Origin of the sequence: Flavobacterium cheonhonense, from assembly GCF_035671315.1 — a bacterium.
GTDB lineage: Bacteria > Bacteroidota > Bacteroidia > Flavobacteriales > Flavobacteriaceae > Flavobacterium > Flavobacterium cheonhonense.
The window spans coordinates 613,791-635,861 of record NZ_JAXAVY010000001.1; the positions used below are offsets into that span (position 1 = coordinate 613,791).

General features: G+C 39.9%; 24 protein-coding genes. 14 read left to right on the top strand and 10 right to left on the bottom strand.

The genetic code is table 11. The features are described from left to right. Positions 1-5 precede the first annotated feature (5 nt). On the top strand, positions 6-452 hold the full coding sequence (locus SK086_RS02705) for a GNAT family N-acetyltransferase (protein WP_324689554.1): 447 nt from the start codon (positions 6-8) through the stop codon (positions 450-452). On the opposite strand, the gene SK086_RS02710 is transcribed toward SK086_RS02705, so the two are convergent. From SK086_RS02710 to SK086_RS02740, 7 genes are all read right to left on the bottom strand, one after another. Further along, positions 453-1,268, bottom strand: coding sequence for an OmpA family protein (locus tag SK086_RS02710; RefSeq protein WP_324689556.1), 816 nt, complete (start codon positions 1,266-1,268; stop codon positions 453-455). Position 1,269: 1 nt separating this feature from the next. Next, positions 1,270-2,907, bottom strand: coding sequence for a S41 family peptidase (locus SK086_RS02715; protein WP_290871704.1), 1,638 nt, complete (start codon positions 2,905-2,907; stop codon positions 1,270-1,272). A gap of 79 nt (positions 2,908-2,986) precedes the next feature. Next, a complete protein-coding gene (gene rnpA / locus SK086_RS02720) occupies positions 2,987-3,361 on the bottom strand; it encodes a ribonuclease P protein component (protein WP_290871706.1) in 375 nt (124 codons plus the stop codon). Then, positions 3,354-3,776 (bottom strand): hypothetical protein, encoded by a 423-nt coding sequence (locus SK086_RS02725; protein ID WP_290871708.1) that lies wholly within the window; start codon positions 3,774-3,776, stop codon positions 3,354-3,356. The genes rnpA and SK086_RS02725 overlap by 8 nt, the downstream gene beginning before the upstream one ends. An 82-nt stretch (positions 3,777-3,858) precedes the next feature. Beyond that, a complete protein-coding gene (locus SK086_RS02730) occupies positions 3,859-5,742 on the bottom strand; it encodes a M1 family metallopeptidase (RefSeq protein WP_324689558.1) in 1,884 nt (627 codons plus the stop codon). A 30-nt stretch (positions 5,743-5,772) separates the two neighbouring features. After that, positions 5,773-7,350: a S8 family peptidase gene (locus SK086_RS02735; protein ID WP_324689559.1), complete on the bottom strand. Its 1,578-nt coding sequence runs from the start codon at positions 7,348-7,350 to the stop codon at positions 5,773-5,775. Positions 7,351-7,493: 143 nt separating this feature from the next. After that, positions 7,494-8,351: an MBL fold metallo-hydrolase gene (locus tag SK086_RS02740; RefSeq protein ID WP_324689560.1), complete on the bottom strand. Its 858-nt coding sequence runs from the start codon at positions 8,349-8,351 to the stop codon at positions 7,494-7,496. Positions 8,352-8,492: 141 nt separating this feature from the next. Here SK086_RS02740 and SK086_RS02745 point away from each other — a divergent pair, with 141 nt between their 5' ends. The 4 genes from SK086_RS02745 to sufD are packed head-to-tail and all read left to right on the top strand — an operon-like array spanning position 8,493 to position 12,400. Next, the gene (locus SK086_RS02745; protein ID WP_295333817.1) at positions 8,493-8,822 is read left to right on the top strand and encodes a HesB/IscA family protein; all 330 of its coding nucleotides are present in this window, start codon (positions 8,493-8,495) and stop codon (positions 8,820-8,822) included. A gap of 9 nt (positions 8,823-8,831) precedes the next feature. Continuing rightward, the gene (sufB, locus tag SK086_RS02750; protein WP_324689564.1) at positions 8,832-10,280 is read left to right on the top strand and encodes a Fe-S cluster assembly protein SufB; all 1,449 of its coding nucleotides are present in this window, start codon (positions 8,832-8,834) and stop codon (positions 10,278-10,280) included. A 51-nt stretch (positions 10,281-10,331) separates the two neighbouring features. Beyond that, positions 10,332-11,084, top strand: coding sequence for a Fe-S cluster assembly ATPase SufC (sufC, locus tag SK086_RS02755; protein ID WP_324689565.1), 753 nt, complete (start codon positions 10,332-10,334; stop codon positions 11,082-11,084). Next, a complete protein-coding gene (gene sufD / locus SK086_RS02760) occupies positions 11,084-12,400 on the top strand; it encodes a Fe-S cluster assembly protein SufD (RefSeq protein WP_324689566.1) in 1,317 nt (438 codons plus the stop codon). The genes sufC and sufD overlap by 1 nt, the downstream gene beginning before the upstream one ends. A 103-nt stretch (positions 12,401-12,503) precedes the next feature. On the opposite strand, the gene SK086_RS02765 is transcribed toward sufD, so the two are convergent. Further along, positions 12,504-13,844: a serine hydrolase domain-containing protein gene (locus tag SK086_RS02765; RefSeq protein WP_324689568.1), complete on the bottom strand. Its 1,341-nt coding sequence runs from the start codon at positions 13,842-13,844 to the stop codon at positions 12,504-12,506. 180 nt (positions 13,845-14,024) lie between these two features. On the opposite strand from SK086_RS02765, the gene SK086_RS02770 reads away from it, so the two are divergent. The 6 genes from SK086_RS02770 to SK086_RS02795 all read left to right on the top strand — a co-directional run bounded on the left by SK086_RS02770 (position 14,025) and on the right by SK086_RS02795 (position 18,060). Next, complete coding sequence (locus SK086_RS02770) at positions 14,025-15,239, top strand: aminotransferase class V-fold PLP-dependent enzyme (protein WP_324689569.1); 1,215 nt, start codon at positions 14,025-14,027, stop codon at positions 15,237-15,239. A 120-nt stretch (positions 15,240-15,359) separates the two neighbouring features. Beyond that, positions 15,360-15,800: a hypothetical protein gene (locus SK086_RS02775; RefSeq protein WP_290871728.1), complete on the top strand. Its 441-nt coding sequence runs from the start codon at positions 15,360-15,362 to the stop codon at positions 15,798-15,800. Further along, positions 15,797-16,216 carry a SufE family protein gene (locus SK086_RS02780; protein WP_290871730.1) on the top strand — a complete coding sequence of 140 codons (420 nt, stop codon included), beginning with the start codon at positions 15,797-15,799 and terminating at the stop codon, positions 16,214-16,216. The genes SK086_RS02775 and SK086_RS02780 overlap by 4 nt, the downstream gene beginning before the upstream one ends. 6 nt (positions 16,217-16,222) lie before the next feature. Then, entirely contained in the window at positions 16,223-16,546 is a 324-nt protein-coding gene (locus SK086_RS02785; protein ID WP_171221308.1) for an SUF system Fe-S cluster assembly protein, read from the top strand. 53 nt (positions 16,547-16,599) lie between these two features. Then, the gene (locus SK086_RS02790; RefSeq protein WP_290871735.1) at positions 16,600-17,106 is read left to right on the top strand and encodes a DUF2480 family protein; all 507 of its coding nucleotides are present in this window, start codon (positions 16,600-16,602) and stop codon (positions 17,104-17,106) included. A gap of 60 nt (positions 17,107-17,166) precedes the next feature. Continuing rightward, positions 17,167-18,060: a DUF3078 domain-containing protein gene (locus SK086_RS02795; protein WP_290871737.1), complete on the top strand. Its 894-nt coding sequence runs from the start codon at positions 17,167-17,169 to the stop codon at positions 18,058-18,060. A 48-nt stretch (positions 18,061-18,108) separates the two neighbouring features. Here SK086_RS02795 and SK086_RS02800 read toward each other — a convergent pair whose 3' ends face one another. Further along, positions 18,109-19,251 (bottom strand): cystathionine gamma-synthase, encoded by a 1,143-nt coding sequence (locus SK086_RS02800; RefSeq protein ID WP_290871742.1) that lies wholly within the window; start codon positions 19,249-19,251, stop codon positions 18,109-18,111. Positions 19,252-19,364: 113 nt separating this feature from the next. Next, a complete protein-coding gene (locus tag SK086_RS02805) occupies positions 19,365-19,820 on the bottom strand; it encodes a DinB family protein (protein ID WP_324689576.1) in 456 nt (151 codons plus the stop codon). Positions 19,821-19,898: 78 nt separating this feature from the next. Between SK086_RS02805 and SK086_RS02810 the strand changes: the two genes are divergently transcribed. Genes SK086_RS02810 through SK086_RS02820 form a run of 3 tightly spaced genes read left to right on the top strand, consistent with a single transcriptional unit; the run spans position 19,899 to position 22,060 of the window. Beyond that, a complete protein-coding gene (locus tag SK086_RS02810) occupies positions 19,899-20,255 on the top strand; it encodes an arsenate reductase family protein (RefSeq protein WP_290871746.1) in 357 nt (118 codons plus the stop codon). After that, positions 20,248-21,150: a DMT family transporter gene (locus tag SK086_RS02815; RefSeq protein WP_324689580.1), complete on the top strand. Its 903-nt coding sequence runs from the start codon at positions 20,248-20,250 to the stop codon at positions 21,148-21,150. The genes SK086_RS02810 and SK086_RS02815 overlap by 8 nt, the downstream gene beginning before the upstream one ends. A gap of 49 nt (positions 21,151-21,199) precedes the next feature. Further along, the gene (locus SK086_RS02820; RefSeq protein ID WP_290871750.1) at positions 21,200-22,060 is read left to right on the top strand and encodes a YicC/YloC family endoribonuclease; all 861 of its coding nucleotides are present in this window, start codon (positions 21,200-21,202) and stop codon (positions 22,058-22,060) included. Positions 22,061-22,071 lie beyond the last annotated feature (11 nt).

Genomic DNA, 22,071 nt, shown 5'->3' on the forward strand with positions numbered 1-22,071 from the left:
CCAATATGAACCTACAGTGGAAAATAAAGCGATTTGAGACGCTTTCTGTATCTGAACTATACAAACTGTTACAATTGCGATCAGAAGTGTTTGTGGTGGAGCAAAATTGCGTTTATCAAGACATTGATGGCAAAGACGAGAAAGCATTGCATTTGATTGGCGAAGACAACGGCGAAATCGTGGCTTATGCTCGCTTGTTTAAACCGAAAGATTATTTTCAAGAAGCATCCATTGGAAGAGTAGTAGTTAAAGAAACTTCCAGGAGTAAAAAACTCGGCCACATTTTAATGCGCGAAGCCATTCAGCTAATTGAAACACATTTCGAGGTGACAGAAATCACGATTTCTGCGCAGCTTTACTTAAAACATTTTTACCAAAGCCACGGATTCGTTCAAATCAGTGACACCTATCTCGAAGATGATATTCCACACATCCGAATGAAGAAATCGTAGTTATATTTTGGTAATTACCAATTCGACCCTGCGATCGTATTCGGCGCCTTTACCCAACGGAACTGTATTACCATATCCTTTGAAAGTCATCCTGGTTTTTGGAATCTTTTTAAAGATGAGGTACTTGTAAACGCTTTGGGCGCGGTTGGTAGACAATTGTCTTTTTTTAGTGTCTTTGTCGATGGCTTCTTTTTGGTACGGTGGCGTACAACACACATGTCCCTGAATTTCAAATTGCAAATTTTTGTACTTGTGCAGCAACTTGGCAATCTTATCCAACTCGTTTTTTGATTTGAAAGTCAGTTTGCTGCTGCCGCGCTCAAACAAAACATTGTCAAGATAAACATGATCGCCAATAATATGGTTTTTTTGAATCGTACTGTAAAAACCCGGAATTTCAATTTTAGGAAGCGGTTTTAAATTCAACACCACGTCAACACGGCGGTTTTTGGAGCGCTTTTCGGGTAAATTTTCCACAATGTCATCGTCTATCAAAATGCGGCCTTTGCCTTCAATCGTGACGATGATTTTGCTTTTAATGCCGCTTTCGATAAATTTATTTTGAATGGCTGCGGCGCGCTTGGTCGACAATTTAAAGTTATAGGCTTCTTTCCCGATGTCATCCGTGTAGCCGAAAATTTGAATGGATTCAATTCGGGTGGAATCCGTTTTTTTTATAAAATCAACTACCTCTTTGGACTGAACTTCATTTAAGGCAAATTTGTCAAATTCGAAATACACCGAGTGCACTACTTCTTCCTGAGCATTCATAAAGACGAAAAAAAGCAAAGGCAGGTATTTAAATAGTAGTCTCATGTTAGATTTTTAGAATTTTATTGTATTCGGCAGTATTGTTTAATAGGCTAACAGCTCTTTTAATTTCCAAATTGCTTTTCGTGTAGTACTGGTACAATCCTTCTTTGTATTGGTAGCGCTTGATAATTTCGTCCAAGATTAAGTTCTTAATCTCTTTCTGGTTTTTATCAATCATTACCTGCTCGCTTTTTTGCAATGCAGTCAACAGTTGTTGGTATTCTGCAGCAATGGCCGTGTCGATATTTTCTTTTTTCGCTTTTTCTAAAAGGGCTTTCAAAGCTACTTCCGATTCCGTGTTGAATTCGATTTTTTCGCGTTTTAAAAAGGCTTTAAAATCGGCAAAATCAGCCTCGGTTAGCGTTGGGATTTTATCGCCTAAACTTGGATTTTTGTAGTAGTAGTATGTGGCATAGTTAAAGATACCGTCATTTTTTTGCAAGGCTTCGGCTATGCTGCTGGTTTTGGTTTCTTCCATTTCCACATCCGGTAAAACACCGCCGCCATCGTAAACCGGTCTGCCTTTTCGGGTTTTGAACGCATTGTAGTTCTTTTCGTCGGTGCGTGTGGCTTTCCCGTCTTTGTCTTTTTTATTGTAGTTAAGCGCTTGAATACATCTTCCGGATGGCGTATAATATCTGGAAATGGTTACTTTAACTTGGGTGCCGTAGGTCATGTCTATCGGACGTTGCACCAAACCTTTTCCGAAACTGCGACTGCCTACAATAACAGCGCGGTCTAAATCTTGCAAAGCACCGGAAACAATTTCCGAAGCCGAGGCGCTTTTCCCATCTACAATAACCACAATCGGAATTTCGGTATCAACCGGCTCTCTCGTGGTTTTATAAGTGTTGTTGTATTTTTCGTTTTTGGATTTAGTGGTTACAATGATTTCGCCTTTAGGGACAAATAGGTTGCAGATGTTTACGGCTTCGTTTAATAATCCGCCCGGATTGCCTCGTAAGTCTAAGATGATTTGTTTGGCACCATCGGCTTTGAGTTTTTCCAAAGCATCACGGGTTTCCGAAGAGGCTTTTTTGTTGAATTGTGAAAGGACAATATAACCCGTTTTGTCGTCTATTTTGCCAAAGTAAGGAACGGCTTTTACTTCCACTTCATCCAAAACCAACTGCGTAGTTTGCGGTTTTCCTTGGCGCAAGTATTTGATTTCGATTTTGGTGTTTTTAGCGCCTTTCAAAAGCTGAGAGGCATCGTCTTTAAAATCGGACAAAAGCACATCGCCAATTTGAACAATTTCGTCTCCTGCTTTTAAACCCGCTTTGTCGGCCGGATATCCTTTGTAAGGTTCTTTGATGATGAGTTTGTCTTCTTTTCGCGTAATCATGGCGCCAATACCGGTGTATTCTCCTGTGTTGTTGATTTTGAATTTGATGACGTCTTGCTCGTTAAAATAATTGGTATACGGATCCAAATCGGCCAACATGCTTTTGATGGCTTTGTCCATCAATTCTGAAGGATTGGTTTCGTCTACATAGTTTTGATTGACCGTTTTGAATAAAGTGGTGAAGATTTCGATTTGCTTGGAAATCTCGAAAAAATCATCTTTAAAACTCACTCCGATGAACAGAAAAACCGTCAAAACGGAAGTCAGGATATATCTTTTTTTAAACTTTGAAAACATAATTTTAAACGTTTGTCGGGTTAACGAATATACTAAATTACTTCTAATGAAGAGGATTTAGTTGAAGGTTAACAAATTTTTATTGTGGCAGACTTTTACCAAACTTCTCAAAGAGTTGTTGGGTTTTGGTAGCTATTTCCTCATACGTCAATCTGTCGGCAGATTGATAGAAAAACATAAAGCAGTATTTTTGGTTTAAATGTGCTGTCAATTGCGTTTTATTCAGTCGATAACACTCGCGCAACACTCTTTTGTAATAATTGCGATCTACAGCCTTTTTAAAGTATTTTTTGGAAACCGAAACGCCCATTTTGAGCGGTACATCTTCTTCAAAATCGCAAGGCACATAAACCAATCGCAAAGGGTATTTCCCCACAGACTTGCCTTCTGTAAAAAGTAAATCTATGATTTTTTTGCTCTTAAGTTTTTCATCTTTAGGATAAGAATTATCCATTTTTAGTTTCGTTGTAGATGTTGTACACAAATTTCACCTCATTGTAATTGATGTAAATTTGCATGCGATTACTTTCTTTTTTCTTAGTGATGATGAGAATAGTGCACTTGGAAAACTTATTGTCAACACACTCAAAAGGAACGATGTTCACTTCTTCATTGTCCTCAATTTCACCATAAGCTTTTATCTTAAACGACTGTACTTCATTGGAATTAATTAAGATCAAATCTTTTTTAGCATCGAGTGTAATTAAAACGTTGGCTTTCACAAAATCTGACCATTCGTTCCAACTGCCGTCAGGTTTTTTATCGGTAAAACTAACACTGCTGCTTTTAAAACGGATAGGTTGCGCCTCAGTTTTAGCAATACCCAATCCGAAGGTCAACAAAACAATAAGGATTTTCAAATGTTTCATGGTACTCTATATTTGCGGTAAATCTACAAATTCTATTCCATAAAAAAAGCGTCTGCTGCCAGACGCTTTTCATCCTTTTCCCTTATTGGGTGAAAGTATTGTTTTCCTTTTTCACATCGGCCATTAAACCGCTCGGATCAATGGTGATTTGTTTGATGCTGTTTTTGGGTTTCGAAAGGGTGAAACTATAGTTTTGAAACGCCCAAGCCCAATCGGCAAGTACTGTTCTGGAGATTTCAGGCATTGGATTTTCTTTTTCAAAACTCATCATGCGCAACGGAATGTAGAAACTTTCTTTACTGCCGTCGGTGTATTCCACTAAAAGGTCAATCGGCATAGGCATTCTTCCGATGCGCTCTAAAGTTATTTTAGTTTGTGAAGCATCGGCATCGTTAGCGGCTACTGTTGCAATGCTATAATCGATGGTGTTTGTCGTTTCCGTCCAATCGGTCAAATACCAATCCAAATTGGCACCCGAAACACGTTCTGCCGTCCGTTTGATATCGTTTGGTGTTGGGTGTTTGAATTTAAATTCTTCGTAGTAACGGCGTAAGGTTTGCATCAGGTTGTCTCTCCCGATGAGGTAAATCAATTGGCTCAAAAAGATTTCTCCTTTGCTATAAGAAGAAATGCTATAGCATCGGTTCAAATCGAAACGATCCGCATGAGTAGAGAGCGGCTGTTCTTTACCGGATTTCACCATATCAACATAGCCTTTGTAAGCGCCGGCATAAGGATTAGCAGCTTTTTTCTCTGCAAACTGATTCATTACGGTATCTTCAATAAACGAGGTAAAGCCTTCGTCCATCCAACCGTGTTTGCTTTCGTTGCTAGCCAAAACATGTTGAAACCAAGAATGCCCGAATTCGTGAGCAATCAAGCCTATAAAACCATTGAGTTCGCCTTCGCCTAAGACCAAAGTACACATGGCGTATTCCATACCGCCGTCGCCTCCTTGTATCACTGAGTATTGCTCATACGGATATTTTCCAACCATCTTGTTGTAGAAAGTCAGGATTTCTGCAGTGTATTTTTGTGCTTTTTTCCAAGTATCGATTATTTTCGGATTGTTTTTGTACAAAAAGTGCAAAGTCACTCCTTCTTCGGTTAGCAGTTTGTCGTGTAGGTAATCTTTGTCGGCAGCCCAGGTAAAATCGTGTACATTGGGCGCTAAGAAGTGCCAAGTTAAGGTTTTTTGTTTCTTCGGAATGGTAACGGTCACGCCTTCATCGGCATAGCCGTGTCCGATTTCGTTTTTGTTTTGCAAATAACCGGTACCGCCTAACACATAATTTTTATCAATGGTGATTTGTACATCATAATTGCCCCAAACACCGTGAAACTCACGGGCGATATACGGATCGGCATGCCAACCTTCGAAGTCGAACTCGGCCATTTTGGGATACCATTGCGCCATAGACAATTCTACACCTTCTTTGTTGTTTCTTCCGGAACGTCTGATTTGAACCGGAACTTGTCCGTTAAAATCCAAGGTCAACAAAGTAGTTTTCCCCGGTAAAAGCGGTTGGGCTAAATCGACTTCCAAAATGGTTCCGACTTCTTTAGCTTTGGCGTCAACGCCGTCTTGCTTGAAGTTGGAAATTTTTAAAAAACCGATTTCATTGGGTTGTAAAGCGGCAATTCGACTTTTATTTGTGTCTTTTCCTTCGGCATTTTTAATCTTCGTTACCATACGACCGTCAGGATCAGGAATAGATTGAAGGCGCGCATCCATTTCGCTGCCCGGTTGAAAAGCATTATTGTACAAATGGTAGTAAACACGTTTCAAAGTATCGTTGGAGTTGTTGGTATACAGCAATTCCTGCTTACCGGAATATTGATAGGATTTAACATCCATCGTTACTTCCATTTTGTAATCTGCCCTTTGTTGCCAATAGCCTTTGTATTGTGCTGTAGCTTTTGCGCCGACTAACAGTATGATGGGAATAAAAAACTTTTTTATCATGGTTTTGAAGGATAGTTTGTAATACTTCGTTTAGAGTTTTGGTTCTTTTTTGAGTTGGCTTGATAGCTCCTCTGCCATTTTTAAAGCATTGTAGGCATTAACTATTTTTCCGGAAATACAAGTTTGTGAAAAAGGGATTTTCAATGCTTCTTCGCCCACTTTTACGTCAAAAGCCAAAGTTACTCCCGATTGCATAATGATTTGCTTTACCTGATTGGCCTTCAAGTTCGGATAATACGAACGAATTAAGGCGGCCACTCCGGCTACGTTAGGCGATGCCATAGAAGTGCCTTGTTCGTATTTGTATTTACCGTTCGGGATGGTCGCATAAATTTTTACGCCCGGCGCAAAAACGTCCACATTTGTAGCTCCGTAATTTGAAAAATCGGCTACCACACCTTCGCCATAGTTGTAATTGATGGCGCCGACTTTAATCACATTGTTTACCAGTTCGGTTTTTTTATCGGGTGTGTCTTCCGGATAATTGGGTTCTACATCTACATTTTTACCATCATTGCCGGCGGCTAAAACGATTAAAACGTCTTTGCTTTCAGCATATTTCATCGCTTCCCAAACCCACTCTTTGTGCGGAGAGTAATCTTTACCAAAACTTCCGTTGATGACTTTGGCGCCATTATCAACAGCATATCTAATGGCTAAAGCGATGTCTTTGTCGTATTCGTCACCGTTAGGCACGGCACGAATCGGCATGATTTCAACATTAGTGGCTACACCATCACCGCCTATTTTATTATTTCTCTCTTGGGCAATAATTCCGGCTACGTGTGTGCCGTGAGACGAGTCTTTTCGCTCTTTGGAATACACTACATTGTTTCCGTATTTTTTATCTTTTATATCTTCAGGATTGTCACCAACCGGTTTTCTGCCGTCGAATTCTTTATTCAAATTATAGTTTAACTTGTCGTATACATACTCTTTGAATTCTTCCAAACTTTCACGGAAATTATCGCCCGTATCTTCAGCATACATTAACATGATTTTCTTGCTTCTGAATAGATCGTACTTCACCGAAGCAATATTGTTAAGGTCTTCTTTGGTATAGTTGTCTTTTTTTAAATACTCGCGGATGGTTTTGTCGGCATCTGCTAACAAATCGACTGTTTCTTTGTACGGAAACACTTCGTTATATTCTTTTTCATATTCCTTTTGGGCTTTTTTATAAAGTTCGGTTCCGTCATCGCCTTTTCGTAAATAACGAACCAATTCCAGTGTTTCGTTATTGGAATCGCCCAAAAAATTCCATCCGTGAACGTCATCGGCATAACCGTTTTTATCATCGTCTTTTTTGTTGTTCGGGATTTCTTTTTTATTGGTCCAGATGACCGATTTTAAATCGGGATGGTTAATGTCAACCCCTGAATCTATTACGCCTACAACCACTTTAGCGCCTTTTTTCCCTTTCAAAAGTTCTGAGTACGCCTTATCCACACTCATCCCGGGAATGGAGTCTTTTTCTAAATCGAGATGACTCCAACGCTGTTGTTGTTCTTCGGTTAAAGGTGCTTTTTTAAAGGGAACCGGCTGGGCTTCCTGAGCTGTTACAGTCAAAGCGAACAGCGAAAAAACGGAATACAATAATCCTTTCATTCTACAATGATTTTGGTAAGTAAGTGGTAAAAATAAATTCTTTTGGAGCATTTGTTCATCGGATTAACAATATTTTAGCGATAAAGACTGAAGTAAGAATCTCGCTCAATACTATACTGCATCAAGTGTGTTAATAGTTGTTTTTACAAAATATCACTCAACTTATATACTTCTTTCAGACGAATTCCTTTTTCCGTATTTTCTACCGTGATGATTTCGTTGTGCGCATCGTGTTCTAGCCACAAAAAATAGTTGTTTTCCGCTGCGGCATTCAAAAACTTGGCTTTTTCCGGCATGGTCAAAAGTGGTCGGGTATCATAACCCATTACATAAGGCAAAGGTAAATGCCCGGCAGTCGGAATCAAATCGGCACAAAAAACGATGGTTTTATCTTGGTATTGTATGTGCGGAATCATCATTTTTTCGGTGTGACCGTCAACATAAAATATCCCGAAACCCAATTCTTCCGAAATCCCAAAATCGCCTTCCGGCCTTTTAATAAAGTTCAGCTGACCGCTTTCTTGCATCGGCAAAATATTTTCGGAAAGGAAAGAAGCTTTCTCACGCGCATTGGGTTTTGTCGCCCATTCCCAGTGGTTGTCGTTGGTCCAGAATTTGGCATTTTTGAAAGCAACTTCGTAACCGGTTTTGGCGGCATTCCAATTCACACTACCACCGCAATGGTCAAAGTGCAAATGCGTCATAAACACATCCGTAACATCATTGCGATGAAAACCGTATCGGGCTAGTGAACGATCTAAAGTAAAATCGCCCCAAAGCGAGTAATAACCGAAAAACTTCTCCGACTGTTTGTTGCCCATGCCGGTGTCAATTAAAATCAAACGGTTGCCGTCTTCAATGAGCATGCATCGGGCAGCAATATCAATCAAATTATTGTTGTCTGCAGGATTGGTTTTGTTCCAAATCGTTTTCGGAACCACGCCAAACATAGCGCCGCCATCCAACTTAAAGTTTCCGGCTTCTATAGGATATATTTTCATAGGTTGAGGTTTGTGACAAATTTACTGAATAAAAAATCATTTTTTTCTATCCGTACATTAGTTATAAAAATGTTACGGCTTGTGGTATAAACCGATATTTGTCTTAAATTTGCATATTAATTTAGACAAAATCAAAATAAGATGATTAAAGTATCGGATACAGCAAGTAAAAAAATCGTTGAAATGATGCAGGAAGACGGTTTTGATGCGACCCAAGATTACGTTCGAGTAGGCGTAAAAAGCGGTGGTTGTTCGGGTTTGTCTTATGAATTAAAATTCGACAAAGCAATAGGCGAAAACGACAAAGTTTTCGAAGATAATAATGTAAAGATAGCCGTTGAAAAAAAATCGTTCTTGTACTTAGCCGGAACTATTTTAGAATTTTCCGGAGGATTGAACGGTAAAGGCTTTGTTTTTAATAATCCCAATGCAAGCCGAACTTGTGGTTGCGGAGAATCATTCTCATTATAGAATACTATCATGGCAAAATATACGGAAGACGACTTAAAAGTCGAACTCGAAACCAAAGAATACGAATACGGATTTTACACTGAGTTAGAATCGGAGACTTTTCCCATAGGTCTAAACGAAGATATTGTTCGTGCCATTTCTCAGAAAAAAGGAGAGCCGCAATGGATGACCGATTGGCGCATTGAAGCCTTCAGGGCTTGGCAAGAAATGACGGAACCGGAATGGGCCAACGTACATTACGAAAAACCCGATTTTCAAGCCATTTCGTATTATTCGGCACCCAAAAAAGCCGATCCTAGTAAATCCTTAGACGATGTAGATCCTGAACTTTTGGCGATGTACAAAAAGTTAGGCATTTCCATCGATGAGCAGAAAAAAATGAACAATATCGCTATGGACATCGTGGTTGATTCTGTTTCGGTTGCTACTACTTTCAAAAAGACATTAGCCGAAAAGGGGATTATTTTCATGAGTATTTCTGAAGCCATCAAAGAACATCCGGATTTGGTTCAGAAATATTTAGGAACAGTAGTGCCGCAAAAAGATAATTTCTATGCTGCATTGAATTCAGCTGTTTTCTCTGATGGTAGTTTTTGCTACATACCGAAAGGCGTTCGTTGTCCAATGGAATTGTCCACTTATTTCCGCATCAACCAAGCCGGAACAGGACAATTCGAAAGAACTTTAGTAATTGCCGATGAAGGCAGTTATGTTTCTTACTTAGAGGGCTGTACAGCGCCAAGTCGTGACGAAAACCAATTGCACGCAGCGGTGGTAGAATTGATTGCTTTAGACGATGCTGAAATCAAATATTCCACCGTTCAAAACTGGTATCCCGGAAATAAAGAAGGCAAAGGCGGTGTATATAATTTTGTAACCAAAAGAGGCTTGTGCGAGAAAAATGCCAAAATCTCCTGGACACAAGTAGAGACAGGTTCTGCCGTAACTTGGAAGTATCCGTCTTGTGTGTTAAAAGGCGATAATTCTATAGGCGAATTTTATTCGATTGCCGTAACCAATAATTTCCAACAAGCCGATACCGGAACTAAAATGATCCATTTGGGTAAAAACACCAAATCGACTATCATCTCCAAAGGAATCTCGGCCGGAAAATCACAAAACAGTTACAGAGGTTTGGTGCAAATTGGTGCTCGTGCCGAAAATGCGCGTAACTTCTCCCAATGCGACTCGTTGTTGATGGGAAATAATTGTGGCGCACACACGTTTCCGTACATCGAAAGTAAAAATACTACTGCCAAAATTGAACACGAAGCCACGACTTCCAAAATCGGAGAAGACCAAGTGTTTTATTGCAACCAACGCGGGATTCCAACCGAGAAAGCTATCGCGTTAATTGTAAACGGTTTCAGTAAAGACGTATTGAACAAACTACCGATGGAATTTGCTGTTGAAGCGCAGAAATTGTTAGAGATTTCACTCGAAGGTTCCGTCGGATAAAAACTTAAATGAACTTACATTCCTTAAATGGTTTTAAAATAAAAGTATAAAATGTTAAAAATTAGCAATCTACACGCTTCTGTTGAAGATAAAGACATATTAAAAGGCATTAATTTAGAGATTAAAGCCGGAGAAGTGCACGCCATTATGGGACCCAACGGTGCCGGAAAAAGTACGCTTTCTTCCATCATTGCCGGAAACGAAAACTATGAAGTATCCGAAGGAGAAATCCTCTTGGAAGGCGAAGACATCTCCGAATTGGCTCCGGAAGAAAGAGCACACAAAGGCGTTTTCTTGTCGTTCCAATATCCGGTAGAAATTCCGGGCGTTTCGGTGACTAACTTCATCAAAACAGCCATTAACGAAAAAAGAAAAGCCAACAATCAAGAGGAAATGCCGGCCAATGAAATGCTGAAACTCATCCGTGAAAAATCAGAATTGTTGGAAATGGACCGCAAGTTTTTATCACGTTCCTTAAACGAAGGTTTCTCGGGCGGTGAAAAGAAGCGTAATGAAATCTTCCAAATGGCCATGTTAGAGCCAAAATTAGCCATCTTAGACGAAACCGATTCTGGACTAGACATCGATGCCTTGAGAATTGTAGCCAACGGAGTGAACAAATTAAAAAACGAAAACAACGCGGTATTGGTTATCACGCACTACCAACGTTTGTTAGATTATATCGTACCCGATTTTGTTCACGTTTTAATGGACGGTAAAATCGTAAAAACCGGTGGCGCCGACTTAGCGTTGGAATTAGAAGAAAAAGGATACGATTGGATTAAACAAGAACAGGAAGTATAATGGAATTGAAGGAAAAACTCATCTCGTCTTTTATGGCTTTCGAAGAACAAATCGATGTTCATTCGGATTTGCATGACATTAGGACGGCCGCAATAAAAAACTTTGAACACAAAGGTTTCCCCACTAAAAAAGAGGAAGCTTGGAAATACACCTCGCTGAATTCGGTTTTGAAAAACGACTATTCGGTATTTCCAAAACACGAAAATGCTATCGAGTTTGCCGAAGTTAAAAAGTACTTCCTACACGAGATTGATACTTATAAAGTGATTTTTGTTGATGGTAAGTTTACTTCGTTTTTATCGGCTACCACACACGACGGAATTGATGTTTGTTTGATGTCATCAGCCTTGAACAAACCCAAATACAAAATGGTGATTGATGAATATTTCAACAAAATCGCCAGTAAAGACGAAAGTTTGACCAGTTTGAATACGGCTTTTGCCAATGAAGGTGCTTACATCAACATTCCGAAAAGCAAAGTAGTCGAAAAACCCATCGAAATCATTTACTTCTCTACCGGAAAAGAAAATGCGTTGATGTTGCAACCCCGAAATTTGGTTATCGTAGGCGAAAATGCGCATGTCCAAATCATTGAAAGACACCAAAGTTTAAACGAAAACCCGGTACTGACGAATTCAGTAACTGAGATTTTTGCCCAAAAGCGCGCTATCGTAGATTACTACAAAATCCAAAACGATTTACAATCGGCCAACTTGGTAGACAACACCTATATTTCCCAAAAGCAAGAAAGTCGTGTTTCAGTACATACCTTTTCTTTTGGCGGCAATATCACCAGAAATAACTTGAACTTCTACCATTTTGGCGAAAGAATCGATTCTACGCTAAAAGGCATTACCATCATAGGCAACAAGCAACACGTTGACCATTACACTTTAGTGCATCACGCCACGCCCAATTGCGAAAGCCACCAGAACTACAAAACCATTTTGGCCGATAGTGCAACCGGTGTTTTCAACGGTAAAATTTACGTGGAAAAAGAAGCGCAAAAAACCGATGCTTTCCAACAAAACAACAATATTTTGCTGGGCGACAAAGCCACAATTAACGCTAAACCGCAATTGGAAATTTTTGCCGATGACGTAAAATGTTCCCACGGTTGTACCATCGGACAGTTAGACGAAACGGCTATGTTTTACATGCAACAACGCGGTATTCCTAAGAAAGAAGCCAAAGCATTGCTCATGTACGCCTTCTCTAATGAGGTCATCGAAAGCATCAAAATCCCGGAATTAAAACAAAGAATCACCAAAATTATCGCCACGAAATTAGGCGTGAACTTAGGGTTTGATTTGTAGTTTTAACCGCAAAGTTCGCTAAGAAATACACAAAGGGCGCAAAAGTTGTTAATTACACTTTGCGCCCTTTCTCTTTTTTAACTTTGCGTTCTTTGCGTTTAAATTATTTCTTTATTGATAAAATAATATCTCTCAAAAACCCATTAAAATCAAATGCTTCACTCAATCCCATGCGAACTACTACCAAGTCGTGACTCGGGAAAATAGCTACCATTTGTCCTTGGTAACCGCTACAGTAAAACATATCACGAGGCACATCCGGGAATTTTCCGCCGGCATTTAACCAAAATTGTGCGCCGTATTGACCATTAGAAGTGTTGGTTGGCGTGGCCACGTATTTCGTCCAACTCGGGTCAAATAGTTGTGCTCCGTTCCAATTGCCTTGGTTTAAATAGAGTAATCCAAACTTCGCCCAATCGCGCGCCGTAGCCCAACCGTAGGATGAACCTACAAAGTTTCCGGCCATGTCAACTTCCACTAAAGCCGAGTCCATTCCGATTTTATCCAACAAACTGCTGTACCAAAAATCCAAATATTCCTGGTGTGTTTTGAATTGCTGACGCAATATACCCGACAACAAATTCGTCGTTCCCGACGAGTAATTCCACGACGCATTCGGTTTGCCCACCAAAGGTTTGTCAATTTGAGGTTTGGTCATATCTTCTGCCGTAAACAACATTTTGGTCACATCGGAAATCTTGCCGTAATCTTCTTCCCATTCCAAACCAGAGTTCATGTGTAGCAAGTCGTTGATGGTAATTTTAGCGCGCTCGTCGTTTTTCCAAGCAGCAATCGGAGCCGGTTTCATAATGTCGATTTTCCCTTGCTTTTGGAGGATACCAAAGTAAGTCGCCGTCAAACTTTTGGTCATCGACCAACCCAAGATTTTAGAAGTTGCTCTAAAACCCGGACTGTATTTCTCAGCCACCAAACGGCCTTTGTACAACACAACTACTGCGCGGGTTCTTTTGTTCTTTTCGCCCTCTTTGTCAAAGGCTTTTTCTACAGCTTTTTGCAGTTGGAAAACATCTAATTCGGCAAAACTGGTATCTACCGGATTCCCGTTTCCATAAGGATAAGGTAAATCGCTTTGGGATAAACTTCTTTTCGGAACGTTATAAGGCTTAGTAACATCAAAATCGTCGTTGATTAACGTGGCGCCTAATCCTTCGCGGTAAATGGCTTTGCGTGCTTTTAATCCGTACACTTTCGACAAGACACTTTTTTCATTTTCATCTATTGTATTGGTAGCCCAATCGACTTTGTTAATGTCGTTGTCACCTTGTTGAATGGTTTCCAAAGTTCGACCATCAATAAAATGTCCGGAAGCCACACTTTTAGCTGAAAACCCGGTGATAATGTCCAATTGCGGATAAATTTCGATGCGCAAATAAACTAAAGCAATCAACAATAAAACAGCAAAAACTTTCAGAAATTTTTTCATGGCAAATGATTTTTCCAGCAATTTATAAAATTTGAACCATATAAGTCACGAAAGTTCATTTAAGCTACTGTTTTCTTACACAACTTACAGGGTTTACTATCACAAAATATTAATATTTGTTTAGCAAATAAACAACTCATTTTAACTACTTTTGTATTTAGAATTTTTCTAAATAATACCATGTTAGACATCCAAAAAATCAGAGCCGATTTCCCGATACTTTCTCAAAAAGTAAACGGTAAACCGCTCGTTTATTTTGACAACGGCGCCACCTCGCAAAAGCCACAAGTCGTGATTGATGCGATTGCTCAATATTACCAAGAAATCAACGCTAACATTCACCGCGGCGTCCATACCCTAAGTCAATTGGCTACCGATGCCTACGAAGTCTCTCGTGGCAAAATCCAAAACCACATCAACGCCAAACATGCGCATGAAGTGATTTTTACTTCCGGAACTACTCATGGTATCAACGCTGTTGCTAATGGTTTTGCCTCGCTGTTAAAAGTTGGTGATGAAGTATTGGTTTCTGCCCTGGAACACCATAGCAATATTGTGCCTTGGCAAATGCTTTGTGAAAGAACCGGTGCCACGCTTAAAGTCATTCCCATGAATGAACAAGGCGAATTGATACAGTCGGAATACGACAAATTGCTTTCGGACAAAACCAAAATCGTAACCGTAAATCATATTTCAAACGCTTTAGGAACCATTAATCCTATCAAGGAAATGATAGCCAAAGCGCACCAAGTGGGCGCTGCTGTTTTAATCGATGGTGCTCAAGCCACACCACATTTAAAACCTGATGTGCAAGATTTGGATTGTGATTTTTACGTGTTTTCCGGTCATAAAATTTGCGGACCAACCGGAACGGGAATTCTCTACGGTAAAGAAGATAGGCTTCGAAAATTGCCACCGTATCAAGGCGGCGGTGAAATGATAGCCACCGTAAGTTTTGAAAAAACCACTTATGCCGATTTGCCGCACAAATTTGAAGCCGGAACGCCCAACATAGCCGGAGGTATTGTTTTGGGAACCGCAGTAGATTATTTAAACGGCATCGGATTTGACCATATCGCCCAATACGAACACGAATTGTTGACATACGCCACCGAAAAATTATCGGCCATAAACGGTTTGAAAATTTACGGAACGGCGGAACATAAAACTTCCGTAATTTCGTTTAACATCGAAGGCATACATCCTTACGATATTGGCACAATTATCGATAAGTTAGGAATAGCGGTGCGCACCGGGCATCATTGCGCCCAACCGATCATGGATTATTTCAAAATTCCGGGCACGATTAGAGCGAGTTTCGCCTTTTACAACACCAAAGAAGAAATTGATGCCATGGTCGAGGCTGTTAAAAAGGCCCAAATGATGTTGAGTTAAATTATTAGGAGCTAATTCCGGCTATCCGCTCTATCTTTTTTAATTTATCAAATTAAAAAAGGATGCCGCTGCACACGAACGAAGTGACTGCCGAAGGAATCCGGGCTAAACAATAAAACTATGAAAACAATAACACTGATTTTTTTGACCCTTTTCCTATCGAAAAGCTGTACCAACGAAGCCCAAAACGAGTTGACCAATACCACCATTCAGTACACGGCCAGCAGTAGAGGATTTTATCAACAAGTGGTTATTAGGAATCAAAAGTTAACCGTTTCAAGAGATCGAAACGGGACAAAATCTCCTGAAGAAATTAATATCTCTGATACCGATTGGGCGGAATTGGTAAAGGCTTTCGGCAAAATTAATTTGGATGAAATTCCTAAATTAAAAGACCCAACTCAAAAGCGATTTTACGACGGCGCAGCGATTGCCAATTTAAAAATCAAATACCAAGACAAAGAGTATGAAACCACCGATTTTGATCATGGTCATCCGCCGGCCGAAATCGAAAAATTAGTCAATAAAATTGTAGCTTTGGCCAAAGAAAAAGAAGAATGAGCATTAAAGAAATACAAGACGAAATCGTAGACGAATTTTCCATGTTTGACGACTGGATGCAGCGCTACGAGTACATCATCGAATTAGGGAAATCATTGCCTCTAATCGAAGAACAATACAAAACCGAAGACAATATCATCCAAGGCTGTCAATCTAAAGTTTGGGTACACGCCGAACTACAAGGCGATAAAGTGGTTTTTACCGCCGACAGTGATGCTATTTTAACCAAAGGCATCATCGCTATTTTAATTCGCGCTTTTTCCAATCAAAAAGCTTCGGCAATTTTAGACGCGAATACCGATTTTATAGACGAAATCGGACTCAAAGAACATTTGTCACCCACACGAGCCAATGGTTTGGTGTCAATGATTAAAAAACTGAAAATGTATGCTTTGGCATTCAATGCAAAAAATTAAAAAACTATGGAAGAATTTAAAGACGATATCAATTTAGGCGAAAACGTAGTCAAAGTACTCAAAGGCATTTACGATCCTGAAATACCGGTTGATATTTACGAATTAGGGTTAATCTATGATGTAATGATTAACGAAGACAATGAAGTGAAAGTATTAATGACTTTAACCTCACCCAACTGTCCGGTAGCCGAGACTTTACCGCGCGAAGTGGAAGAAAAAATCACTAAAATAGAAGCCGTAAAATCCTGCGAAGTGGAAATCACTTTCGATCCGCCTTGGAGCAAAGATTTAATGAGCGAAGAAGCTAAGTTAGAATTAGGAATGCTTTAAGAGGTTTACGGTTTATCTTTTCTAATCACAAACCATAAACCACAAACTTAACTATGGACGAAATCATCAACAGAGTAGCCAACTCCGCACTCGAGGTATTCGATTTGGAAGATTATTATCCTGTTGGCACTCGCACACAAATCGACCTTGCACAATGGTTGTTGGAAGGGTTTTTACTAAAAGAAAAAGACTTTAGGGAAGCCTTAAAAAATCACGATTGGACGCAATACCAAAATCATTTTGTAGCCATACATTGTTCCACCGATGCCATAGTGCCGGCTTGGGCTACTATTTTAGTCACTACCTATTTAACGCCGTTTGCTAAAAAAGTGGTCTTAGGTACTATAGCCGATTTGAATACCGCTTTGTATCAGGAAATTTTACCAACGCTGGATTATGCTGTATATCAGGATAAACCGGTAATCATTAAAGGTTGTTCCAAAAAACCAGTCCCGGAAAGCGCCTATATTATGGTGGTTCAAAAACTCCAACCTTTTGCCAAAAGTATCATGTACGGCGAAGCCTGCTCGGCTGTACCACTCTATAAAAAAGCCAAATAGAATCATTTGAAAATGCCGCAAGGAAATCTTACCTTTGCGGCAAATTTTTTTGGAATGAAAATGAAAACACTTCGCTTAGCCCTTGCCGCTGTATTGATGGTAAGCATTACCCAAGCACAAGTCAGTGAAAAAGAACTTTTAAAAAAGACAGAAGAAACCATTGCTAAAATTCAGGAAGAAAAACCTAATGGTTGGGAGAAAAAAGGCGTATTTACCTTTTTAGCTAACCAAGCTAGTTTTGACAATTGGTTGGCCGGTGGACAAACCAGTATTTCAGGGAATATGGGATTGAAATACGATTTCAATTATAAAAGTGATACTTGGACATGGGACAATAAATTGAATGCCAATTATGGTTTAACTAAGATTTCCGGTCAAGATTTGCGTAAAACAGATGACCGATTTGAATTCAACTCTTTGTTAGGGAAAAAAGCTTCGGGCGAATGGTATTACTCGTTCTTTTTTAACTTTAAAACCCAGTTTGATTCCGGTTTTGATCCGGCCAATAGCTCGGTTAAAATTTCGCATTTTCTTTCACCAACATTTACTCAATTCGGTCCGGGTATGATGTGGAAAAAGAACGACAATTTAAAGATTAACGTAGCGCCGGCAACTTCTAAGGTAATCATGGTTCACAAGCATTTTACAGAACTTGGCCCGGCTTTCGGGGTGGCACAGGGAGCTAATTCGCGTTACGAGTTTGGAGCTGCGGTCAATGCTTATTACAAGTTCAATATCATGGAGAATGTAACAGCAGAAAATATTTTTACGTCTTACACCAACTATTTGGAAGAACCTTATAACATTGATATCGATTACACGCTCAACATTGTCATGAAAGTAAACAAATACCTTACGACAAATTTTGCGTTCCAAACGATTTATGATGACAACGCCTTTTCAGGTTTCCAAACCCGACAAGTGATAGGAGTTGGCGTAAATTATGGCTTCTAGTTTAGAAAAAAGTATAAAAAAAGCGCCGAAAATCGGCGCTTTTTTGTTTTATCGGAAAGCCTGTTCTAAGTCGGCCAACAAATCATCTATGTCTTCTACACCAACACTTAAACGAACTAAGTCATCGGTGATGCCTACTTCTTTGCGTTTGTCTTCCGGAATCGAAGCGTGTGTCATCAAAGCCGGATGATTGGCCAACGATTCTACACCGCCTAATGATTCGGCTAAAGTGAATACTTTTACCTTTTCTAAGAATGCAATTGCGTCTTCTTTTTTACCTGATTTGAAGGTAAAGGAAACCATACCGCCAAATCCACTCATTTGTTTTTTAGCAATAGCATGGAACGGATGATCCGGTAATCCGGGATAGAATACTTTGTCTACTTCAGGATGATTGGCCAAAAAGTTAGCTACTTTTTCCCCGTTTTCACAGTGTCTTTGTACACGCAAATGCAAGGTTTTGATACCGCGCAATACCAGGAAACTATCCATTGGTCCTAAAGTTCCGCCGGTAGCAAATTGTTTGAAGTGCAATTCATCGCCCAAGGCTTTGTCTTTGATGATCAAAGCACCGGCAATTACATCACTGTGTCCGCCCAAATATTTAGTAGCCGAGTGCATTACGATATCGGCACCTAAATCCAAAGGCTTTTGCAAATATGGCGTCGCAAAAGTATTGTCTACAGCAAATAAAATGTTATGTTTTTTTGTGATTTTGGCAATTTCCGCAATGTCGGCCAATTTCATCAACGGATTGGTAGGTGTTTCTACCCAAACCAATTTGGTGTTTTCGTTGATTAACGACTGGAGTTTGTCTAAATCGGTCATGTCCACAAAGTGGAACTTGATACCGCTGTTGTTGTACAAACGGGTAAATAAGCGATAGGTTCCGCCGTACAAATCGTCCATAGCGATGATTTCGTCACCGGCTTTGAACATACGCAACAAACAGTCGGTTGCTGCTAATCCTGAAGCAAAAGCCAAACCGCGTGCGCCGCCTTCGATACTGGCTAAAGCATCTTCTAAGGCTTGACGTGTTGGATTGGCAGCACGAGAATACTCGTAATCCCCTACTGGTTTCCCGGGAGAAACTTGGGCATAAGTTGAGGTTTGAAATACCGGTGGCATTACGGCTCCGGTTACTTCTTCATGGTGTTGGTTACCATGTATGACTTTGGTATTAAACTTCATTTTAATAAAAATTTTGTCAAAGGTAGTTTTTTGTTTTATAGCCCGGATAGCAGCGGCATCCTTTTTTGCTTTGGCAAAAGTAAAAAAGATAGAGCGTATAGCCGGATTAGCTTCTAAATAAACTTTCGGATATTCATCATAAAGCCTAAATGCATGGCTTCGTGATAGTTGTTGAATTCGATAGCCTCTTTAGTCGACGCCAAATGGAATCCGGTTCCGGTAGTGTATTCGGTATAATTTTGAAACTTTCCGGCAGCGAAATCGGTTTTGGTTTGTTCCATCAGGGCAATCAACAATTCTTTGAGTTCGTCTACTTCTGCTTGCGTGGTTTGTCCGTTAGGTTTGGAACCGTTTTTGTAGGTGTTGGTCATTACCTCGGAAACGTTCACCGGCAATCCCGAAAGACGATACACCAAACCTTGTTGCGCCACGATGATATGGCCTAAATTCCAAATTAAGTTGTTGCTGAAACCATCGGGAATTTTGTTGAGCTGTTCCAACGAATAATTGTTGATCAGCTTCAAGTACAAGTGTCGGTTGGTTTCCCAGATTTTAAATGATGCGTCCATAATTTTTTTTGATAAAAATACGAATTTGCCAAGCCATAACCACGTATTTTTGTGGCTGGAATTGTTAAACTTTTAGCCATGCGAAAAATATACCACCTCAAAACTTGCAGCACCTGTCAACGTATTTTAAAATCGTTGCCACAGTTGGAGACTTTTCAGCTGCAAGACATTAAAACCGAACCGATGACGGTAAAGCAAGTGGAAGAAATGGCGCAAATGGCGGGCAGTTATGAAGCGCTTTTCAGTAAAAGAGCGACTTTGTATAAAGAAATGGGTTTGAAAGATGAAAAGTTGTCGGAAGCCGATTTTAAAAGATATATCTTGGAACACTACACTTTTTTATCGCGACCGGTGATTATAGCCGATGGGCAAATTTTTGTAGGCAATAGTCCGAAAGTAGTCCAACAAGCCATCGCTTTTTTATCGCATGAGTAAGCGCAATTGGGCTTTGTTGGCCGCCACTTTTGTGTCAATTATCTATGGCGTTTCGTTTACCATTGCTAAAGATGTGATGCCGACTTTCGTAAAACCTTACGGCTTTATTTTGCTTCGGGTTTTAGGTGCTACCGTTTTGTTTTGGTTGGTTTCCTTTTTTGGACCGAAGGAAAAAATCCAGCGCTCAGATTTTCCCCGAATTATTGCGGCAGCTTTGTTTGGCGTAGCGTTGAACATGCTCACTTTTTTCAAAGGACTGAGCTATACCTCGCCTATTTCCGGCGCGGTGATTATGGTGACTACACCGATTATCGTGTTAATCTTGTCGTCGATATTGATGAAAGAAAGGATGGAAGCACGAAAAATCATTGGCATTTTCCTCGGCTTATTCGGCACCGGATTTCTGATATTATACGGTAAATCGATGGGCAGCGCCACCAATGCGCCTTTGGGGAATTTGTTGGTTTTTATCAATGCCGTGTCCTATGGTTTTTACCTGATTATCGTGAAAAAACTGATGGACAAATACAACGCTTTCACTTTTGTAAAGTGGATTTACACCTTTGGTTTGCTGATGGTGCTTCCGTTTGGTTGGAGCGAATACCAAGAGATTCAGTGGCAAAACTTGCCTTCGGTAATCTTGTGGGAAATAGGTTTTGTAGTGGTTTTTACCACATTTATGACGTATTTGCTCAACTTGGTTTCCATGCGCGAATTAAAGCCGACAACGGTAGCCGTTTTTATTTACCTGCAACCGCTTTTTGCCACGATTTTCGCTATGAGTGTAGGTAAAGATGAACTTACTTTAGTGAAGGTTTTATCGGCCGTTTTGATATTTGTTGGGGTTTATTTGGTACTACAGAAAAAGAAGTCTCAGTCTCAGATAAAACAGTAAACTGCGACTGCAAACTTTTATTTATCTTTGAGAACATTTTACAACATTTATGATACAATCCATGACCGGTTTCGGGAAAGCTACTTTGCAATTGCCGACCAAAAAAATTACCGTAGAAATCAAATCGCTTAACAGCAAAGGCTTAGACTTAAATACCCGCATGCCTTCTGTATTCAGAGAAATGGAGTTGGGTTTGCGCAACCAAATTTCGCAGCGATTGGAACGCGGCAAAATCGATTTTTCGCTTTATGTTGAAGTTACCGGAGAAGAAACATCTTCCAAAATTAATGTGCCGATAGTAAAAGGTTACATCAACCAAATGAAAGCTGTGATTCCGAATGCCGATGAAACCGAATTGATGAAAATGGCCGTCAGAATGCCGGATGCTTTAAAAACCGAGCGCGATGAAATTGATGAAAACGAATGGCAGCAAATCCAAACTGTTATCGATGAAGCTTTAGCTAATATTGTGCAGTTTCGCAAAGACGAAGGTGTGTCGCTTGAAAAAGAATTTTTACATCGCATTGCCAATATTTTGACCTTGATGAACAATGCTGTGGCCTATGATGCTGAACGCGTGGAAACGGTGAAAACCCGATTGAGAACGGCTTTATCTGAATTGAAAGAGAATGTAGATGAAAATCGTTTTGAACAAGAATTGATTTTTTACCTCGAAAAGTACGATATCACCGAAGAAAAAGTACGTTTGGAAAACCACCTGAATTATTTCATCGAAACCTTAGCCGGAACGGAAGCCAATGGCAGAAAATTAGGTTTTATTACTCAGGAAATGGGTAGAGAAATCAACACTATGGGTTCGAAATCCAACCATGCAGAAATGCAAAAATTGGTGGTAATGATGAAAGATGAGTTGGAGAAAATTAAGGAACAGGTTTTAAACGTATTATAAAAAGTTATAAG

Coding starts and splice junctions, on each gene's coding strand:
- SK086_RS02725 (WP_290871708.1), bottom strand. CDS start 3,776: ATGAAACATTTGAAAATCCTTATTGTTTTGTTGACCTTCGGATTGGGT.
- SK086_RS02810 (WP_290871746.1), top strand. CDS start 19,899: ATGCGAAAAATATACCACCTCAAAACTTGCAGCACCTGTCAACGTATT.
- SK086_RS02730 (WP_324689558.1), bottom strand. CDS start 5,742: ATGATAAAAAAGTTTTTTATTCCCATCATACTGTTAGTCGGCGCAAAA.
- SK086_RS02815 (WP_324689580.1), top strand. CDS start 20,248: ATGAGTAAGCGCAATTGGGCTTTGTTGGCCGCCACTTTTGTGTCAATT.
- sufC (WP_324689565.1), top strand. CDS start 10,332: ATGTTAAAAATTAGCAATCTACACGCTTCTGTTGAAGATAAAGACATA.
- SK086_RS02795 (WP_290871737.1), top strand. CDS start 17,167: ATGAAAACACTTCGCTTAGCCCTTGCCGCTGTATTGATGGTAAGCATT.
- SK086_RS02775 (WP_290871728.1), top strand. CDS start 15,360: ATGAAAACAATAACACTGATTTTTTTGACCCTTTTCCTATCGAAAAGC.
- SK086_RS02805 (WP_324689576.1), bottom strand. CDS start 19,820: ATGGACGCATCATTTAAAATCTGGGAAACCAACCGACACTTGTACTTG.
- SK086_RS02745 (WP_295333817.1), top strand. CDS start 8,493: ATGATTAAAGTATCGGATACAGCAAGTAAAAAAATCGTTGAAATGATG.
- SK086_RS02800 (WP_290871742.1), bottom strand. CDS start 19,251: ATGAAGTTTAATACCAAAGTCATACATGGTAACCAACACCATGAAGAA.
- rnpA (WP_290871706.1), bottom strand. CDS start 3,361: ATGGATAATTCTTATCCTAAAGATGAAAAACTTAAGAGCAAAAAAATC.
- sufD (WP_324689566.1), top strand. CDS start 11,084: ATGGAATTGAAGGAAAAACTCATCTCGTCTTTTATGGCTTTCGAAGAA.
- SK086_RS02740 (WP_324689560.1), bottom strand. CDS start 8,351: ATGAAAATATATCCTATAGAAGCCGGAAACTTTAAGTTGGATGGCGGC.
- SK086_RS02765 (WP_324689568.1), bottom strand. CDS start 13,844: ATGAAAAAATTTCTGAAAGTTTTTGCTGTTTTATTGTTGATTGCTTTA.
- SK086_RS02780 (WP_290871730.1), top strand. CDS start 15,797: ATGAGCATTAAAGAAATACAAGACGAAATCGTAGACGAATTTTCCATG.
- SK086_RS02735 (WP_324689559.1), bottom strand. CDS start 7,350: ATGAAAGGATTATTGTATTCCGTTTTTTCGCTGTTCGCTTTGACTGTA.
- SK086_RS02715 (WP_290871704.1), bottom strand. CDS start 2,907: ATGTTTTCAAAGTTTAAAAAAAGATATATCCTGACTTCCGTTTTGACG.
- SK086_RS02790 (WP_290871735.1), top strand. CDS start 16,600: ATGGACGAAATCATCAACAGAGTAGCCAACTCCGCACTCGAGGTATTC.
- SK086_RS02770 (WP_324689569.1), top strand. CDS start 14,025: ATGTTAGACATCCAAAAAATCAGAGCCGATTTCCCGATACTTTCTCAA.
- sufB (WP_324689564.1), top strand. CDS start 8,832: ATGGCAAAATATACGGAAGACGACTTAAAAGTCGAACTCGAAACCAAA.
- SK086_RS02820 (WP_290871750.1), top strand. CDS start 21,200: ATGATACAATCCATGACCGGTTTCGGGAAAGCTACTTTGCAATTGCCG.
- SK086_RS02710 (WP_324689556.1), bottom strand. CDS start 1,268: ATGAGACTACTATTTAAATACCTGCCTTTGCTTTTTTTCGTCTTTATG.
- SK086_RS02705 (WP_324689554.1), top strand. CDS start 6: ATGAACCTACAGTGGAAAATAAAGCGATTTGAGACGCTTTCTGTATCT.
- SK086_RS02785 (WP_171221308.1), top strand. CDS start 16,223: ATGGAAGAATTTAAAGACGATATCAATTTAGGCGAAAACGTAGTCAAA.